General features: G+C 33.9%; 17 protein-coding genes. 8 read left to right on the top strand and 9 right to left on the bottom strand.

Annotated elements, in window-relative coordinates; genetic code table 11:
• Positions 1-22: 22 nt before the first annotated feature.
• The 9 genes from rpsR to dnaA form a co-directional block, all read right to left on the bottom strand.
• Positions 23-262: a 30S ribosomal protein S18 gene (rpsR, locus tag ACKI3H_RS10235; protein WP_013709704.1), complete on the bottom strand. Its 240-nt coding sequence runs from the start codon at positions 260-262 to the stop codon at positions 23-25.
• Positions 263-292: 30 nt separating this feature from the next.
• Positions 293-817 carry a single-stranded DNA-binding protein gene (gene ssb, locus ACKI3H_RS10240; RefSeq protein WP_041556011.1) on the bottom strand — a complete coding sequence of 175 codons (525 nt, stop codon included), beginning with the start codon at positions 815-817 and terminating at the stop codon, positions 293-295.
• A gap of 47 nt (positions 818-864) precedes the next feature.
• Positions 865-1,164, bottom strand: coding sequence for a 30S ribosomal protein S6 (rpsF, locus tag ACKI3H_RS10245; protein WP_407372139.1), 300 nt, complete (start codon positions 1,162-1,164; stop codon positions 865-867).
• 273 nt (positions 1,165-1,437) lie between these two features.
• A complete protein-coding gene (gene gyrA, locus ACKI3H_RS10250) occupies positions 1,438-4,017 on the bottom strand; it encodes a DNA gyrase subunit A (RefSeq protein WP_407372140.1) in 2,580 nt (859 codons plus the stop codon).
• A gap of 23 nt (positions 4,018-4,040) precedes the next feature.
• Complete coding sequence (gene gyrB / locus ACKI3H_RS10255) at positions 4,041-5,978, bottom strand: DNA topoisomerase (ATP-hydrolyzing) subunit B (protein ID WP_407372141.1); 1,938 nt, start codon at positions 5,976-5,978, stop codon at positions 4,041-4,043.
• A 2-nt stretch (positions 5,979-5,980) separates the two neighbouring features.
• Positions 5,981-7,102 carry a DNA replication/repair protein RecF gene (gene recF, locus ACKI3H_RS10260; protein WP_407372142.1) on the bottom strand — a complete coding sequence of 374 codons (1,122 nt, stop codon included), beginning with the start codon at positions 7,100-7,102 and terminating at the stop codon, positions 5,981-5,983.
• Positions 7,102-7,353 (bottom strand): S4 domain-containing protein YaaA, encoded by a 252-nt coding sequence (yaaA, locus tag ACKI3H_RS10265; RefSeq protein WP_407372143.1) that lies wholly within the window; start codon positions 7,351-7,353, stop codon positions 7,102-7,104. Before yaaA ends, recF begins: the two co-directional genes overlap by 1 nt.
• 262 nt (positions 7,354-7,615) lie before the next feature.
• Positions 7,616-8,758 (bottom strand): DNA polymerase III subunit beta, encoded by a 1,143-nt coding sequence (gene dnaN / locus ACKI3H_RS10270; RefSeq protein ID WP_407372144.1) that lies wholly within the window; start codon positions 8,756-8,758, stop codon positions 7,616-7,618.
• A gap of 183 nt (positions 8,759-8,941) precedes the next feature.
• Positions 8,942-10,279 carry a chromosomal replication initiator protein DnaA gene (dnaA, locus tag ACKI3H_RS10275; protein WP_407372145.1) on the bottom strand — a complete coding sequence of 446 codons (1,338 nt, stop codon included), beginning with the start codon at positions 10,277-10,279 and terminating at the stop codon, positions 8,942-8,944.
• Positions 10,280-10,901: 622 nt separating this feature from the next.
• Here dnaA and rpmH point away from each other — a divergent pair.
• The 8 genes from rpmH (at position 10,902) to ACKI3H_RS10315 (ending at position 17,965) form a co-directional block, all read left to right on the top strand.
• Positions 10,902-11,036 carry a 50S ribosomal protein L34 gene (rpmH, locus tag ACKI3H_RS10280; RefSeq protein ID WP_007725519.1) on the top strand — a complete coding sequence of 45 codons (135 nt, stop codon included), beginning with the start codon at positions 10,902-10,904 and terminating at the stop codon, positions 11,034-11,036.
• A gap of 160 nt (positions 11,037-11,196) precedes the next feature.
• On the top strand, positions 11,197-11,535 hold the full coding sequence (gene rnpA / locus ACKI3H_RS10285) for a ribonuclease P protein component (protein ID WP_407372146.1): 339 nt from the start codon (positions 11,197-11,199) through the stop codon (positions 11,533-11,535).
• A gap of 28 nt (positions 11,536-11,563) precedes the next feature.
• On the top strand, positions 11,564-12,394 hold the full coding sequence (gene yidC / locus ACKI3H_RS10290; protein ID WP_407372147.1) for a membrane protein insertase YidC: 831 nt from the start codon (positions 11,564-11,566) through the stop codon (positions 12,392-12,394).
• A 34-nt stretch (positions 12,395-12,428) separates the two neighbouring features.
• On the top strand, positions 12,429-13,223 hold the full coding sequence (gene jag, locus ACKI3H_RS10295) for an RNA-binding cell elongation regulator Jag/EloR (protein ID WP_407372148.1): 795 nt from the start codon (positions 12,429-12,431) through the stop codon (positions 13,221-13,223).
• A gap of 171 nt (positions 13,224-13,394) precedes the next feature.
• Positions 13,395-14,093 (top strand): DNA-binding response regulator, encoded by a 699-nt coding sequence (locus ACKI3H_RS10300; protein WP_407372149.1) that lies wholly within the window; start codon positions 13,395-13,397, stop codon positions 14,091-14,093.
• A 169-nt stretch (positions 14,094-14,262) separates the two neighbouring features.
• Positions 14,263-15,105, top strand: a complete 843-nt coding sequence (locus ACKI3H_RS10305; protein WP_407372150.1) for a sensor histidine kinase — start codon at positions 14,263-14,265, stop codon at positions 15,103-15,105.
• Positions 15,106-15,225: 120 nt separating this feature from the next.
• Complete coding sequence (locus tag ACKI3H_RS10310; protein ID WP_407372151.1) at positions 15,226-15,993, top strand: ABC transporter ATP-binding protein; 768 nt, start codon at positions 15,226-15,228, stop codon at positions 15,991-15,993.
• On the top strand, positions 15,986-17,965 hold the full coding sequence (locus ACKI3H_RS10315) for an FtsX-like permease family protein (RefSeq protein ID WP_407372152.1): 1,980 nt from the start codon (positions 15,986-15,988) through the stop codon (positions 17,963-17,965). The genes ACKI3H_RS10310 and ACKI3H_RS10315 overlap by 8 nt, the downstream gene beginning before the upstream one ends.
• Positions 17,966-18,040 lie beyond the last annotated feature (75 nt).

The following is an 18,040-nucleotide window of genomic DNA, read 5'->3' on the forward strand; positions in this document are numbered from 1 at the left end:
TTTGCCTCAACTCTTCATCTTTTTATTGTTCGTCAGTTACGAAAGGTAATAATCCCATAATACGAGCACGTTTGATTGCTTTAGTTAATTTACGTTGATTTTTCGCGTATGTTCCAGTAACACGGCGCGGTAAAATTCTACCTCTTTCAGAGATAAAACGTTTCAATAGGTCAATATCTTTGTAGTCCACGTGTTCGATGTGGTTTGCTGCAAAGAAATCAACTTTACGGCGTTTCTTTCCGCCTCTACGTTGTTGAGCCATTTCATATTCCTCCTTTACGTCCCATTCTTTTTAGAATGGTAAATCGTCATCTGAAATATCAATCGGTTGTCCGCTCTTTTCAAAAGGATCAGAGTTTCCAAAATTTTGATATTGTTGGTTACGGGGAGCTTCTTGTGAATTACTTTGTGTGTTATTGTTATAAGGTTTTTGTTGAGAACCGTATGATCCCGATTGAGCTTGAGAATCATTTTGATCTTTACGTTGATCATTTTTAGATTTTGATTCTAATAATGAGAACGTTTCAACAACTACTTCTGTAACATATACACGTTGCCCTTGTTGATTATCATAAGAACGTGTTTGGATACGGCCTTCTACACCTACTAATGCACCTTTTCTGGTGAAGTTTGCAAATGATTCAGCACTCTTTCTCCAGATTACACAGTTGATGAAATCCGCATCTCTTTCACCTTTTTGGTTTGTAAACTGTCTGTTTACAGCCAATGAAAAAGTTGCTACCGCTGTGCCATTTGAAGTGTATCTTAAATCAGCATCTTTTGTTAATCTTCCAACTAAAACAACATTGTTAATCACATTGCCCACTCCTTCCGATAAAAATGTTTCATGTGAAACATTTTTGCTTAGTCTTCTTCTCTAATTGTCATATGACGCAGAATATCAGAACTGATTTTAGCTAAACGATCGAATTCGTTAATTGCAGCTGCATCATTAGCAGTAAGTTTTACGATATGGTAGATTCCTTCGTGGAAATCTTTGATTTCGTAAGCAAAACGACGTTTCGACCAGTCTTTAGATTCAGTGATTTCAGCACCATTATCTTTTAAAATAGTGTCGAAGCGTTCAACTAAAGCTGCTTTTTCAGCTTCTTCGATGTTTGGACGGATAATGTATAAAATTTCGTATTTTGCTGTTTTACTCATCTTGACTGTCACCTCCTTATGGACTTTGGCTCTTTTTACAGAGCAAGGAGAGTATTCTAATAATGTTTCTTTAGATTACTCACGTCCGTTTAGTATAGCATATTTCATTCTAAACATCAATACTTGAATTGCCAATATATATAATCCTTTTCTATTACTATAGCTATAAGTAAAACCATCCATACAATAAGAATTTTTTTATGAAGTATCTGCAAAATTTGCCAAACAAAAAAATAGAGAGAATGATCTATTGATCTCATTCTCTCTACTCTTTTAATCTTCAGTCAGATCATTATTGCCTTCTATATCATTATCAGAATTGTTTGAAATATCATTTTCTTGAATCGATTCATTTAGTTCACTATCTTCAATAGACGGCACTTCTGAAATGATTCCTGCTTCATCCATTTCTTCTTTGATAACTTCTGCATCTACTTTTGCCATAGTTGACACTTTGACATCTTCAGCTACTCGAATAACACGTACACCTAATGTTGCACGACCAGTTTGAGATACTGCAGAAACATTGAAGCGAATAATAACACCTGTATTTGTTATCAACATGATATCTTCGTTGCCTTTGACAGTCGTTAATCCAGCTAGATTCCCATTTTTACTTGTGATATTAGCTGTTTTAATTCCTTTTCCGCCACGACCTTTAATAGCATATTCACTCGCTTTGGTACGTTTTCCATACCCTTTTTCTGTAATAACTAAAACTTCCGAGTCCTCAGTTAGTAGATCTACTCCAATGACGTAATCATTTTCTCTTAAGCGAATACCACGAACACCGCCAGCAGTTCTACCCATATTTCGGACATCATTTTCATGGAAACTCACAGCATAACCCATATGTGTTCCAATGATAATATTTTGATCTCCATTTGTTACAGAAACCGACATCAATTCATCATTTTCTTTTAATACAATCGCTTTTAGACCATTGCTTCGGATATTAGAAAAAGCTTTTACATCCGTACGTTTAACTGTTCCAAGACGAGTCGTAAAGAACAAGTACAGTCCTTCTTCAGCTTCTCCTCTAACGTTGATAACCGCTTGAACCGTTTCACCAGAGTCTACTCCTAGTAAGTTAATAACTGGGATTCCTTTAGCTGTACGGCCATATTCTGGGATTTCGTATCCTTTCGAACGGTAGACTTTTCCATTATTCGTAAAGAATAATAAGGTATCGTGAGTAGAACAAGAAACTAAGGTTTCGATGAAATCATCATCATGCACACCCATCCCTTGTACTCCGCGTCCGCCACGTCTTTGTGATTTGAATTCAGAACTTGGAAGACGTTTGATATAACCTTTGCTAGTCAACGTAATCACAACATCTTCTTCTTCAATCAGATCTTCATCTTCCAGACTTAATACTTCCCCTACCAACAATTCAGTACGACGAGCATCTCCAAATCTTTCTTGAACTTCAAGAAGTTCCGTTTCAATAATCGTATGCACACGTGCTGGATTAGCCAAAATATCAGCCATATCCGCGATCAAAGCCATCAATTCAGTATACTCAGATTCGATTTTGTCTCTTTCCAAACCAGTTAATCGAACCATTCGCATATCTAAAATAGCTTGTGCTTGTTTCTCTGATAAACCATACGTCTCAATTAAAGTCGTTTTAGCGATATCACCAGTTTTTGAACCACGTATAATTCGAATGATTTCATCAATATGGTCTAACGCTATTCTTAAACCTTCTAAGATGTGTGCTCGTGCCTCAGCTTTACGTTTATCGTAAGCTGTTCTTCTGCGAATCACTATTTCTTGGTGCTTCAAGTATTCTTCAAGTATTGATTTCAAACTCAATACTTTTGGAACACCGTTCACAATAGCTAACATGTTAAAACCAAAAGAGGTTTGTAAAGAGGTTAATTTATATAGATTATTTAAGACTACACTCGCACTGACATCACGTCTAACATCAATCACGACACGCATACCATCACGGTCGGATTCATCTGCTAAATCAGTAATACCTTCGATTCGTTTATCTCTAGCTAAATCAGCTATACGTTCTACCAATCGTGCTTTATTTACCATATATGGTAATTCATGTACAATAATGCGTTCTTTGCCATTTTTTAGTATTTCGATTTCGACTTTAGCTCGAACCATAATAGAACCTTTACCTGTTTCATAGGCTTTTCTGATTCCAGATTTACCCATTACTAATCCACCTGTTGGAAAATCAGGACCTGGTATAGCTTCCATCAAATCAGCCGTGGTTGCATCGGGGTTATTCATCAAAATGTGTAATGCAGAAATAACCTCAGTCAAATTGTGCGGTGGAATATTAGTAGCCATACCAACAGCAATACCAGTGACACCATTTACAAGTAAATTAGGAAAACGAGCCGGTAATACATCAGGTTCACGTTCTGATCCATCATAGTTATCATGATAATCAATTGTATCTTTATTGATATCCCGTAACATTTCTAACGCCATTTTTGTCATACGAGCCTCGGTATACCGCATTGCTGCAGCTCCATCTCCATCCACTGATCCAAAGTTCCCATGACCATCCACTAACGGATAGCGGTAACTCCAGTCTTGTGCCATACGAACCATTGATTCATAAATCGCACTATCTCCATGAGGGTGGTATTTACCCATAACATCCCCAACGATACGTGCTGACTTTTTATGCGCTTTATCTGGCGTTACGCCCAATTCACTCATCCCATACAAAATACGACGATGAACTGGTTTCAATCCATCTCGTACATCCGGTAATGCGCGAGCTACAATAACACTCATTGCATAATCAAGGAAAGATGTGCGCATTTCATGGCTTAGTTCAATACTTTTTATATTCTCTTTAGTTTCATCAGCCATTCTTTATTGTCCTCCTATTTGGATTAAATATCTAAATTTTGTACATAACGTGCATTTTCTTCAATGAATATACGTCTTGGTTCAACACGGTCACCCATTAACATATCACAACTTTTATCTGCCTCAATAGCATCATCAACTGTGACTTGCAACATCCGTCTGTTTTCTGGATTCATAGTTGTTTCCCATAATTGTTCAGCATCCATTTCTCCAAGTCCTTTGTATCGTTGAATAACAGGTTTTGGTGAAAGAGGTATTTCTTTCAAATAATTATCTAGTTCTTCTTCTGAATCCAAATAAACCATTTTTTTACCTTGGCGTACTTGGAATAAAGGTGGCTGCGCGATGTAAACGTACCCCGCTTCAACTACTGGACGCATGTAACGATAGAATAATGTCAACAATAATGTACGAATATGTGCTCCATCGACATCGGCATCTGTCATAATAACTAATTTATGGTAACGCGCTTTAGAAACATCAAAATCATTTCCAAATCCGGTACCCATAGCGGTAAACAATGAGCGAATTTCTTCATTCGCTAAAATTTTATCTAGTGTTGCTTTTTCAACATTTAAAATTTTCCCACGAATCGGCAAAATGGCTTGAAAGAGTCTTGAACGTCCTTGTTTAGCAGAACCACCGGCGGAATCTCCCTCAACAATAAAGATTTCGCTGATAGACGGATCTTTACTCGAACAATCTGCTAATTTACCAGGAAGATTACTGATTTCTAATCCACTCTTTTTACGCGTTACTTCACGAGCCCTTTTGGCAGCTAAACGAGCTCTAGCTGCTAATAATCCTTTTTCAACGATTTGACGAGCTACTTGTGGGTTTTCCATCAAAAATTTATCAAAATGGGCAGAAAATAAACGGTCTGTAATGGTACGTGCTTCAGAGTTTCCCAATTTTGTTTTCGTTTGACCCTCAAACTGAGGGTCAGGATGTTTAATGGATAAGACAATCGTTAATCCTTCTCGCACATCTTCACCCGTTAGATTTTCTTCATTTTCTTTAATTATTTTATTCTTTTTTGCATAATCATTTATTACACGTGTTAAAGCTGTCTTGAACCCAAATTCATGTGTTCCACCTTCATAGGTATGAATGTTGTTAGCAAAACTTAACAAGTTGTTGTGGTAACCGTCTGTATGTTGCATAGCTACCTCAAGAGTGATACCTTGTTGTTCGCCTTCTAGAAAAATAGGTTCATCGTATAAAACAGCTTTATTTTCATTTAAGAACTCTACATAACTCTTAATACCGCCTTCGTAATGGTATTCTAGTATTTGTTCTTTGCCTTCACGCTTATCCTCAATCGTAATTTTTAATCCTTTATTTAAGAAAGCTAATTCCCGAACACGTGTAGCTAATTTATCAAAGTGAAATTCTACCGTTTCTTTAAAGATTTCAGGATCTGGAACGAATTTGACAGTTGTTCCATGTTTATCTGTTTCACCAATGACTTCAACATCATGAACAACTTTTCCTTGAGCATATTGTTGGTGATAAATTTTTCCGCCTTTGTGTACGTAAACATCTAAAGTGGTCGAAAGTGCATTAACAACAGAGGAACCAACTCCATGTAAACCACCTGAAACTTTATAACCTCCACCGCCAAATTTACCCCCAGCATGAAGAATCGTAAACACGGTTTCTAATGCTGGACGACCTGTTTTTGCTTGAATATCAACAGGAATCCCACGACCATTATCAATAACTGTAATACTTTCATCTTTTTCAATGATTAAATTAATTTCATCAGCAAAACCTGCTAAGGCTTCATCAATTGAATTATCGACAATTTCCCATACAAGGTGATGCAATCCTTCACTACTCGTTGAACCAATATACATACCTGGACGTTTACGAACAGCTTCCAGACCTTCTAGAACTTGTATTTGACTCGCATCATATTCTTTTGCTCGATCTTGTTTGCTCTTTATTTCTTCAGACACACTCATTCACTCTCCGTTTCTACTTGTCCATTATCAATCAAAAAAATTTTGGGAGTTTCCAGCATATTTTCCTTTATTCCATCTAAACTAGTTGTCGTTAAGAACGTTTGAACTTTATTTTGAATTGCTTTCAATAAATGCGTTTGGCGTTCATCATCCAGCTCGGATAGGACATCATCTAGTAATAAGACGGGGTATTCACCAGTCATTTCTTTCATCAAATCGATTTCAGCTAACTTCACACTTAAAGCTGTCGTTCGTTGTTGACCTTGGGAACCATAGGTTTGAACATTTCTCCCATTCACACTAAACTTAAGATCATCTCTATGTGGACCGAAAACAGTTGTTCGCTGCTCTAATTCTCTTTGTCTACCTTGCGTATAAGCGCCCATTAAATCTGAATAAATCTGTTTTTTATCTGTTTCGTTTGTGATTTTCAAGCTACAAGAATACCCAATTTCAAGAATTTCTTTCTGCTTAGAAATTTCAGCATGAACAGGCCTGGCCCAATTCTCTAATTTTTTTATAAATGAAAAACGCTCTACTAAAATAGCCGCTCCAAACTCAGCTAATTGTTCCGTTAAAATATCCAAAAAAGTTAAATCTTTTACTTTTTTTAGACTTAATTGTTTTAGATAGCTGTTTCTTTGTTTTAAAAGATGCTGATACTGCACGAGATGATGTAAATAAATAGGGCTCATCTGCCCCATTTCCATATCTAAAAATTTTCTTCTGACAGAAGGCGAACCTTTTACCAAAGACAAATCCTCTGGAGCAAATAAGATAACATTTAGATTTCCAATGTATTCACTTAATTTTTTTTGCTCCAAATGATTAAACTTTGCCTTTTTTCCTTTTTTAGAAATAGATATTTCAAGTGGAAAACTTGTGTTTTTCTTTTGAATTCTTCCACTCACTCGTGCAAATTCTTGTTCCCATCGAATGGTTTCTTTATCATTTGCAGTTCTATGGCTTCTTGCCATTGCTAATACGTAAATAGCTTCCATCAAACTTGTTTTTCCTTGGGCGTTTTCTCCTAAGAAAACATTGATTCCTTTAGAAAAGATAACTTCAGCATGTTCGTAATTTCGATAATTGGAAAGATGAATCTCTTTCAATAACATTATTTTCCTTCCTCATTTGCCTTAGCAGTTTCATTTTCTGACTGGATAAAGAATGTTCCTTCACCAGGTATTTCAACTACAGAACCAGGATAAAGTTTTTTACCTCTGCGATCTTCAACTTCGTTATCAAGAAGGACTGTATGTTCAGATAAATACCACTTTGCCATTCCACCACTGCTAATAATGTTTTCATGTTTTAAAAATTGTCCCAGTGTAATAAATTCACGATCAATTTTAATGGTTTTTTTCATTTTTTTCACCTACTTTTCAATAAAATAAGCGTGGAGATAATCCACGCATTACGCTGCCGCTTATTAATACTATTATACTCTTTTTTTGCCAATAGTACAAATGAATCTAAAAATAACCCTACTATTATCGATTTTAAGCAAAAGATAAAAAAAGACCTTAAATCCTCCATAATTGCTTAAATCGAAAAAAACATGGTTATTCGGCGTATATATAAAAAAAACTACTTTTCAGTTGCCTGAAAAGTAGTTTTTCTGAATATTCTTAAAAAGTTCGAACTGGAGTAATCAATTGAATAAAATCTTGATCGTTTTCACTAGGAACTAAAATAAATGGACGAACTGGTGAAGTGAACTTTATTTTAATGTCTGTTTGGCCAAAAGTTCTCAATGCATCCTTCATATAATCTGGGTTAAAGGAAAGTTCGATTGGTTCTCCTTCAACAGATTGATAGTCTAATTCCTCCTTAACATTTCCAACATCAGGTGAATTTCCAGAAATTTCGACCAAGTTAGGATTGATTGTAATTTTTACAACATTATTTTTTCCTTCATGTGAAAGTAACGAAGCACGTTCGATCGAACCTAATAAAGAACTAGCATTAAAGCTGATTTCTGTTGAAGAATTATCAGGAATCAAACGTTTTGTATCAGGATAGTACCCTTCTAGCAAACGAGAATAAAAATACATGTTTTCTGATTTAAACAATACTTGATTTTCAGTGATCATCATTTCAATAGTATCTGAATTTTCATCTAATGTACGAGACAACTCAATTAAACTTTTACCAGGAATAATAATATTGTATTTTTTTGAAGCCTGCTCATCATTCATTTCTAATGGAATCACACGTTGACTTAAGCGGTGGCTATCTGTAGCAACTGCTAAAAACTTACCATTTTCAATAACTATATTTACTCCGGTAAGTATTGGACGACTTTCATGAGTTGAAATAGCAATAACAGTTTGTCCAATCACTTGCTTAAATAAGTTAACAGGTAAAGTAAATGATTCTTTTGTATCAATGATTGGCAAATGAGGGTAATTATTAGGATCTAGTCCATTAATAGTAAATGAAGCAGTTGCAGAAGTAATCAATGCTTGAAAATGATCTAGTATTTCAATAGTCATTGTTTCTTCAGGAAGTTTTTTTACAATTTCACTAAAAAAGCGTGCTTGTAAAACAATTCCTCCAGTTTTTTCAATAATTAATAAATTATCTTCTTCAGATACAGGAATGAATGCTTCAATAGAAATATCCGAATCACTACCTGTTAAAGTTAATCCTTCATCATTTGCGATAATTTTTAAACCGGTCAGTATCGGAATAGTTGTTCTTGAGGAAATTGCACGTTGTACATCGGATAAGCTTTTTAAAAAGGCACTTCTTTTAATTGTAAATTTCATTAAATTTACCTCCAAATATAGTTTAATTTATTTTAATAAGTTCTTTAGTAATAGTAGTAGGGCTTGTTGATACTGTGGAAAACTAATGAAACCTTTTTAGTTGCAAGGTTTTACACATGTGGATAACCTGTTAGCAAAAAAAGGATAAGTCTATTAGTTATGCACATGTGTAAAAGAAAAAGATTACGCTAATTTTTTCTTTATATCGTTAATCTCTTCTTTTAATTGGTCATCGGTCGACAAAGCATGAACAATTTTTTCGTATGCATGAATAACAGTTGTGTGATCCTTTCCACCAAATTCAGCTCCTATTTTAGGTAGTGAATTTGATGTAAGTTCTCTAGATAAATACATAGCAATTTGTCTTGGTAAAACAATCGATTTAATTCGTTTCTTACCCTTAAGATCAGCAATAGATAACTGATAATATTTACTGACAGCATTTTGAATGTCCAAGATGGTCAGTGTGGTTGGTTTTGCTGAAGGCAACATACTTTTTAAGGCATCGGCAGCGAGACTAGTTGTAATGTCGCGACTTTCGATAGCTGCATAAGCTTGTACACGAACTAAAGCACCTTCTAATTCTCTAATATTTGAATCAATTTGGCCAGCGATATAACTTAAGGTGTCACCTGGAATTTCTAACCGTTCAGCATTGGCTTTCTTCCTTAGAATCGCAATACGTGTTTCCAAATCTGGTGGTGTAATGTCTACTGATAATCCCCATGCGAATCTTGATACCAATCGTTCTTGTAACTTAGGAATTTCATTAGGCAAACGATCACTAGTCAATACGATTTGTTTTCGATCATCATATAAAGCATTAAAGGTATGGAAAAATTCTTCTTGCGTTCCTTCTTTATCTGCAAAAAATTGAATATCATCTACTAGAAGCAAATCAACACTACGGTATTCATTTCTAAATTTTTCTTGTGTTTTATTTTGAATGGAATTTATAAAGTCATTTGCAAATGTTTCACTACTAACGTACTTCACTCGTGCATCTGGGTTTAGCAGTAACATTTGGTGACCTATAGCATGCATCAAATGGGTTTTTCCAAGTCCAACTCCACCATAGAAAAATAAAGGATTATAAATTGTTCCAGGTTCTTCTGCAACGACTAAAGCCGCAGCGTGAGCCATTTGATTTCCTTTACCTATAACAAACGTATCAAAAGTATATTTAGTATTTAATTGAATATCTTTTTTAAAGAGGGTTTTTTTAGGGACCTCATTACGTAAATTTTTATTTACTAAATTGCTTGCTTCTTGTTCGTTTTTAATAATAAACAATGGAGAAATTTCACGACTGGAGTATTCATAAATATTTTCAACAATACGAGTAGCTAAGTTATTTTCCCAATATTCTTTATGTAAAGAAGAAGGGACTTCGATAATAATGTTGTTATCCGTGATACGTATGGGGCTTGCACTTTCAATCCATGTATCATAGCTAACTTTGGAGAGCGATTCTTTGAATTTTTCTTTTAGAAAAATCCAGAGTGTTTGTAAATCGTCCAAAACAGAACCTCCTTATAAAATGTGTCTAAGTCATTTTAGCACTTTTATAAATAGTTTTCCACAAGTAGTTTTTTTAACAGAAAATTTGTCCACTCCCTGTAAATAAAGTTTTCCACAAGACATGATAGGCAGTGTATAACTTTTTTTTATAGCAAATAAACGTTTAGTTTTGTGGATAACTATGTATAACAAAAGATTGTTCTGATAATGTTTTTGGAGGTTATCCACAAAAAAATATTGGTGGTGGATAAGGTTTTTGCACAGCTTGTTTGTATGTGGATAACCAGGTGATAACTAGGGGATAACAAAAATTAAAAAAAAGTCATACATAAGCTTGTGGATAATGTTATGCACCTGTGGATATCTTTAATAGAATGAAAAAAAATACATAAATCTTATTAAGTCTTAATTAAAGAAGAAGAAATTTAGGGTTTATAAAAAGAATTTGCAAAAGATAGTTTCCTAATAAGCAAAAATATGCTATCATACTGGAGTGAATGAATAAAAATAGGGGAATTGTGCTTGACAAGACTATTTTTTCTTCGTTATAATAATCTAGACTGTCTTGGGGTAATTTAAAATAGAATAATGAGAGATAGTTTTTACAGGAGGTGTATCACGTATGAAAAGAACTTACCAACCTAAAAAACGTAAACGTCAAAAAGTACATGGTTTCCGTAAACGCATGAGTACTAAAAATGGACGTAATGTATTACAAAGTAGACGCCGTAAAGGTAGAAAAGTATTGTCTGCATAGATCACTGAACGTTTCAGTGGTCTTTTTTTTTTAGGATTTGAATAAAAAAGTACTCAGTGGCTGTTTATAATGTAAACAGCTACGGAGTATTTTTAATACTTATTCCATTAAATGGGAACGGGTTTATACCAATTTATTATAGAGATGAGAGGTTATTTTAATGAGGAAAACCTATCGTGTCAAAAAAGAAGCTGAATTTCAAAAAGTTTTTCATCATGGCAAATCAACAGCAAATCGTCAATTTGTCATTTACGTATTAGATAAGAAGGACCAACCACATTTTCGTGTTGGAATATCCGTTGGTAAAAAAATAGGAAATGCTGTTATGCGGAACAAAGTTAAAAGAAGCATTCGACAAAGTTTAACAGAGTTGAAACCGCAATTAAAAGCAGAAAAAGATTTTATCGTAATTGCTCGAAAACCAGCAGCAGAAATGACAGTGCAAGAAACAAAAAAAAGCTTGATGCACGTGTTAAAACTTGCTAAATTATTAAGATAGATTGATTTATTAGAGTGGGGGACAAAATGTGAATAAACGTAAGCGATTACTTCTTTTGTTAGGAACAGTGCTATTAGCAGTCGTTTTGGTAGGTTGTGGTACTTCACCTATTACAGAACAAAGCACAGGGATTTGGGATAAATATGTTATTTTTAATTTCTCTCGTGTTATTATTTGGTTATCTAATTTATTTGGTGGAAGTTATGGAGTAGGGATAATCGTCTTTACCTTAATTATTCGATTAATTCTTTTACCTGTTATGCATGGTCAAACCAAAAGTACTCGAAAAATGACTGAACTTCAACCGCAACTAAAAGAATTGCAAGCGAAATATGCTTCTAAAGATACAGATACTCAAAATAAATTAAAAGAAGAAACTTCTAAATTATATTCAGAAGCAGGCGTCAACCCTGTAGCTGGATGTTTGCCATTGCTCATTCAAATGCCAGTCCTAATTGCCATGTATCAAGCAATAAGCCGTACAGAAGTTTTAAAAACAGGAAACTTTTTATGGATGAATCTAGGAGCACCAGATCCATACTTTATTTTGCCTATATTAGCTGCAATATTAACATTTGCAACGACTAAGTTATCTACTATGAGTCAAGCAGAGGCTAATTCGACAACAACTACTATGCTCTACGTAATGCCCGCTTTAATCTTATTTATGGGTATTACATTACCGAGTGCATTATCATTATACTGGGTAGTTGGAAATGCGTTCTCTGTGGCACAAACATTATTATTAAATAATCCTTTTAAAATAAAAAAAGAGCGTGATGAAAAAATAAAAGCTGAACGAGATCGTCAACGAGCTCTTGAAAAAGCACTAAAACCGAAGAAAAAGAAAAAAAAATAAAGCGATAAAAAATGGGGAGAATGGAGGCAGGCAGATGGATAAGTACACAGCTCAAGCTGAAACAATAGAGGAAGCTACTCAAAAAGCATTGAAGAAACTAGGAATCGTTAAAAAAGAAGCTTCTATTGAAATAATAGATCCAGGCAGAAAAGGAATTTTTAAAATAGGTAAGAAGGATGCAGTTGTAATGGTCACTAAAATGGCAACAAACAACAATGTGAAAGAAATCTTTCAAGAAACATCTATTAAAGAGGAAACTTTTAATCCAGAATCTGATTCAATCCAAGTTGAAACTGTACAAGAAAAAGCACCGACTTTGTTAGAAGTGAATCATTTAGAAACGGATCCTCTTTCTACCGTATCTAGCATGGAAAGAAATGATGAGCAAGCAATCAAAATGGTAGCAGATTATCTTCAAGACATCACGCAAAAAATGGGTATTTCTAGTACTGTAGCGGTAGAAGTAACAAAAGATCAAGTCGTGTTTCAATTTGAAACAGAAAAAGCGGGTTTGATCATTGGGAAACATGGTAAAGTATTAAATGCTTTACAATCGTTAGCTCAAGTGTTGCTTCATCGTCATGCTAAAACAAAATTTGTTGCTATTGTGAATGTTGGAGATTATCGTGAACGTCGTGAAAATGCTTTGAGAGAGCTAGCTGAGCGAACTGCTTTGAAAGTTCGACGTACAAAGCAACCTGTATTCTTAGAACCTATGCCTGCTTCTGAAAGAAAACAAATTCATTTTTATTTAAGTAAAGATGATTCTGTTATTACTCATTCTGAAGGCAATGAACCTCACCGTTATTTAGTCGTTGAATCAAAGTAACTAAATTTTTCTATAGAGAAAATAATAAAGAAAGAATTCGGCCAGCACGATCAACCGAATTCTTTCTTTTTTTGTAGTGTAGTTGCTATTTAAGACAAAAGTCTCATAGGACGATTGGAAAAAATCCTGTATAGTAAGTAGTAAATAATGAAAGATAAGTAGGTGCGTAAAATGGTTAAAATTATGATTATTGAAGATGATTTGGTAATTGCTTCAAGTTTACAAGAAGAGTTAACAAAATGGCAATATGATGCGTTCTATGTAACAGACTTTAATAGGGTTATGGATACGTTCACACATGAAGCACCTCAATTAGTCTTAATCGATATTAAACTGCCCTATTTTAATGGCTATTACTGGTGTACAGAAATTCGCAAAATCTCACAAGTACCGATTATTTTTGTTTCTTCTCAAAGTGAACGAATGGATATTGTGATGGCTATTCAAATGGGAGCAGATGACTTTATTAGCAAGCCATTTGATTTAACCGTTGCTCTAGCGAAGATACAAGCACTATTGCGAAGAACGTATGATTTTACGGGAAATGATTCTTATCTAAGCTATCAGCAAGTCTATCTAAAAACGAATGAATTAAAGATTTACTTTCAAGATCAAGAAGTTGAACTGACAAAAAATGAAATGAAAATTTTAGAAGTCTTATTTCTACAAAAAGGGGCATTTGTTTCCCGAGAAGCAATTATGATGAAATTATGGGAAAATGATTCATTTATTGATGATAATACATTAGCAGTCAATATCAATCGTCTACGAAAAAAACTGGCAGAATTGGACTTGACTTCATTTATTGTCACAAAAAAAGGCTATGGGTATGGGCTACAAAAGGATGATGACTCTAATGAAATCGACTAATAAAGTGATAGATATTCTCAAGGCATTTATAAAGGCTAACTATTCGTTCTTTTTAGCATATGTACTTAACCTAGGTGTGTTTAGCTTTATTTATATATTAGGGCAATTGCCATTGTACTTTTTAGTATTTAGTATTGAATTTTCGCTTTTTATAGGAGGATGTTTCTTCTTGTTTAAATTTTCAAGGTACTATAAACGATTTCGATTGTTGGAAAGATTAAATAAAGACCCAATAGATACATTGAAGCAACTGTCATCGAATCGTGATCTTAGTGAAGATTTTTTTCATCTTAAAATTGAAAACTTAATAGGAGAAATAAAACAAATCAAAAAAAAGAGTCTACAACGCAATTCATCTCAAATGGACTATTTTACCTTGTGGCTGCATCAGATCAAAACACCCATTTCAGCTATTAGCTTATTGATGCAACGGGATACTAAATCACTATTTAGCCATCAAATGGAACAAGAGTTATTGCAGATTGAAAACTATACACATATGGCTTTGAATTATTTAAAAATAGAACAAAGTGGTTCTGATTTGGACTTTGTACAAGTTTCGCTTGATCGAGTCATCAAAGAAACGGTTAAAAAGTCTTCAATTCTATTTATTTATAAACATATCCAATTAAATTACCAAGAAACCAATAAGTTTGTTTTATCAGATGAGAAGTGGTTAAAGGTATTAGTAGAACAAATTGTTTCTAATAGCCTAAAATATACTCCAGAAGGCGGTAGGATAAAAATTTATATGAACCCAACTAAAGAAGACCAACTCATTATTGAAGATACAGGTATTGGCATTCGCTCTGAAGATTTGCCGCGTATTTTTGAACGGGGTTATTCTGGTTTTAATGGAAGAGTACATGAAAAATCAACAGGACTTGGTTTATTTCTTAGTCAGGAAATTACAAAACGCCTTGGTCATGAGATGTCAATAGAGTCAACTGTAGGAAAAGGCACTAAAGTAATGATCGATTTAGCCCGAACTTCACTAATAAAAGATTATTAATATTGAATCTTACGAAAGTGTAAGGTTTGATTGCTATCTGTAAGAAGAGATAAAAGCAGACATTGTTCATTTTTATTACACTAGTAATAGAGTTAAGGAAATGAACAGGAGGAAACAATTATGACATTATTAGAAGTGAGTCATTTAAAAAAGATATATACAGGGAAGTTCTCAACACAAGAAGTTCAAGCTTTGAAAGACGTAAATTTTTCAGTAGAAAAAGGTGAATTTATCTCCATCATGGGAGAGTCAGGTTCAGGTAAAACAAGTTTATTGAATATTTTAGCAACCCTTGATACTGCAACTGATGGCGAGGTTCTGCTAGAAGGAAAAGATCTAACAGGAATTAAAGACAGTGATATTTCAAATTTCCGTAGAGATTATTTAGGCTTTGTCTTTCAAGACTTTAACTTATTGGATAATTTTTCAATCAAAGACAATATTTTACTGCCGCTAGTACTGTCAAATACACCCGTCACTGAAATGGAACATCGGTTAATGCCAATCGTCAAAAAAATGAAAATTGATGGAATAATCAATCATTTTCCTTACGAAGTTTCTGGAGGACAAAAACAACGTGCAGCTGTCGCTCGTGCTTTGATTACTAATCCTAAGTTACTTCTTGCTGATGAACCAACTGGAGCCTTAGATTCAAAATCCAGTCAAAGTCTGCTAGAAACTTTTGAAGCTATTAATAATGCGGGTCAAACCATTATCATGGTCACTCATAGTACAAGAGCTGCTGCTTACTCGAATCGTGTCTTGTTCATTCAAGATGGTGAAGTGTACCATGAAATTTATCGTGGAGAACAAACGCCAGATCAGTTCATGGACAAAATTTCTCAAGCATTAGTTGTACTAGCTAATAGAGGTGAGCAACATGAATAGAAGATTTTTTTCAAAATTAGCTCTACGTAATATTAAATCCAATAAGCAAATTTATTTACCTTATATTTTTGCTTCTATTGCTACCGTGTCAATGTTTTACATGATGATTGCTTTGATGGGGAATAAATTCGTCCAAACGAGAAACGCATCTTTACCACCTATGTTTGCTCTTGGAGCAGTAGTTATAGGAGTATTTTCCTTTCTATTTATTTTGTATACCAACAGTTTTCTGATCAAGCGGAGAAAAAAAGAAATTGGATTATATGCGATACTAGGAATGAAAAAGAAACACATTTCGAAAATACTGACGATTGAATCACTAGTAACCAGCTCTTTAAGTATCACGTTAGGCTTGATTGTTGGACATTTATTGGGAGAATTAGCTTTTCTTGTTTTAAATTATGTTTTAAAATTTGGTGTCAAAATGTCTTTTCCTCTCACGTTAAAAGCTGTGATGTTTACGATTGGATTATTTGTTCTCATCTTTTTAGTAACATTGATTTATAATGTCACTCAAGTGAGATTTAGTAATCCGATTCAATTGATTAAAGGAAATCAAACAGGAGAACGCGAGCCTAAAAGTTCTATTTTTCTATTTATCCTTTCTTTATTATTGATTGGTTCAGGCTATTATCTATCTGTAACGATTGATAATCCAATGGATGCAATAATTTACTTTTTCCTTGCAGTACTTTTAGTTATTATTGGTACATATTTCTTGTTCATTTCAGGATCAATATTTATTCTGAAAGCAATGAAGAAGAATAAGAAATTGTATTACCGTCCAAGTCCATTTATTTCAATTTCTGGGATGCTTTATCGAATGAAACAAAATGCCGTAGGGTTAGCTAACATTACTATTTTAGCAACGATGGTCATTGTGGCTGTGTCGACGACGTTAGCCATTTTCCTTGGAATAGAAGGAACTTTGGATAATCAGTTTCCTTATGAAAATCAACTGACTTATTATACAGATGATCATGATTTAGAAGAAGAAATAGAAGAAATAAAAAAAGAAACACAAACAATAGGTTTAGAAGTAACTGGGACAGAAATGTATAATTACTATACTTTGTATCCAATATTACAAAAAGATGAACTTGCTATTGAAAAAATAGATTATTCAAAGAATGATCTTTTTAATGTTACATTGTTAGTAGAAGAAGATTATGAGAGAATGACCAATCAATCGATTGATTTAGACTCAAATGAAGTATTAGTGAATGAACAAAAAATTACCTATGGCTATTCTACAATACGTATAGGAGATGCAACGTATCAAATCAGGTCAAAGATAGAAGATCCTATCAAAAAGGATGAGAATCTAAAAAAAGAGGAAAAATTAATAAATTCAAGTATGATAATCGTAGTTGAATCGAAAGAAATTCTTCAGTCTATTATAGACTATGAAGTCAAGACATTAGAAATTGAATATGATTCTCCTATGGAAGCCAAGATTTCATGGAATACAACTGGGACACCAGAGCAAAAAGAAAATTATACTAGGAAATTAGAAGATGTATTAAGCAAAAAAGATGGTTCATATTATGAGTCAAAAGAACTCATGAGGAATAATTTATACGATATGAATGGTGGCTTTTTGTTCTTAGGTATGTTCCTTGGATTATTGTTTGTTTTTGGAGCAGCTTTGATTACCTACTTTAAACAAGTTTCAGAAGGATACGACGACCGAGAAAAGTTCCAGATCATGCAAAAAGTAGGATTAGATAAAAACATGATTCGTAAAACGACTCGTTTACAAATTATTTGGATGTTCTTACTGCCTTTAGTAGTTGCTGTGATTCATGTTGCATTTGCTTTTCCTATTATCCAAAAGTTGTTATTAGTTTTTCGTGTAACGGACACATTATTAGTATTAGAATGTTTTGCAGGGGTCATCGTTGGCTTTAGTATCATCTATGGAGTCATTTATCAAGTAACTTCAAAAATATATTACAGTATTGTTAAATAATATTATAACCAGAAAAAGAGCGATTTAAGACTTAGTCTTGAATCGCTCTTTTTGTTTGACAAAAAAAGATAAAAC

The organism is Carnobacterium sp., from assembly GCF_045617425.1.
Taxonomy (GTDB): domain Bacteria; phylum Bacillota; class Bacilli; order Lactobacillales; family Carnobacteriaceae; genus Carnobacterium_B.

Bases quoted from the DNA above. Each gene is read 5' to 3' on its own strand.
- rpsR (WP_013709704.1), bottom strand. From the start codon at position 262: ATGGCTCAACAACGTAGAGGCGGAAAGAAACGCCGTAAAGTTGATTTC.
- rpsF (WP_407372139.1), bottom strand. From the start codon at position 1,164: ATGAGTAAAACAGCAAAATACGAAATTTTATACATTATCCGTCCAAAC.
- gyrA (WP_407372140.1), bottom strand. From the start codon at position 4,017: ATGGCTGATGAAACTAAAGAGAATATAAAAAGTATTGAACTAAGCCAT.
- recF (WP_407372142.1), bottom strand. From the start codon at position 7,102: ATGTTATTGAAAGAGATTCATCTTTCCAATTATCGAAATTACGAACAT.
- yaaA (WP_407372143.1), bottom strand. From the start codon at position 7,353: ATGAAAAAAACCATTAAAATTGATCGTGAATTTATTACACTGGGACAA.
- dnaN (WP_407372144.1), bottom strand. From the start codon at position 8,758: ATGAAATTTACAATTAAAAGAAGTGCCTTTTTAAAAAGCTTATCCGAT.
- rpmH (WP_007725519.1), top strand. From the start codon at position 10,902: ATGAAAAGAACTTACCAACCTAAAAAACGTAAACGTCAAAAAGTACAT.
- rnpA (WP_407372146.1), top strand. From the start codon at position 11,197: ATGAGGAAAACCTATCGTGTCAAAAAAGAAGCTGAATTTCAAAAAGTT.
- jag (WP_407372148.1), top strand. From the start codon at position 12,429: ATGGATAAGTACACAGCTCAAGCTGAAACAATAGAGGAAGCTACTCAA.
- ACKI3H_RS10300 (WP_407372149.1), top strand. From the start codon at position 13,395: ATGGTTAAAATTATGATTATTGAAGATGATTTGGTAATTGCTTCAAGT.
- ACKI3H_RS10310 (WP_407372151.1), top strand. From the start codon at position 15,226: ATGACATTATTAGAAGTGAGTCATTTAAAAAAGATATATACAGGGAAG.
- ACKI3H_RS10315 (WP_407372152.1), top strand. From the start codon at position 15,986: ATGAATAGAAGATTTTTTTCAAAATTAGCTCTACGTAATATTAAATCC.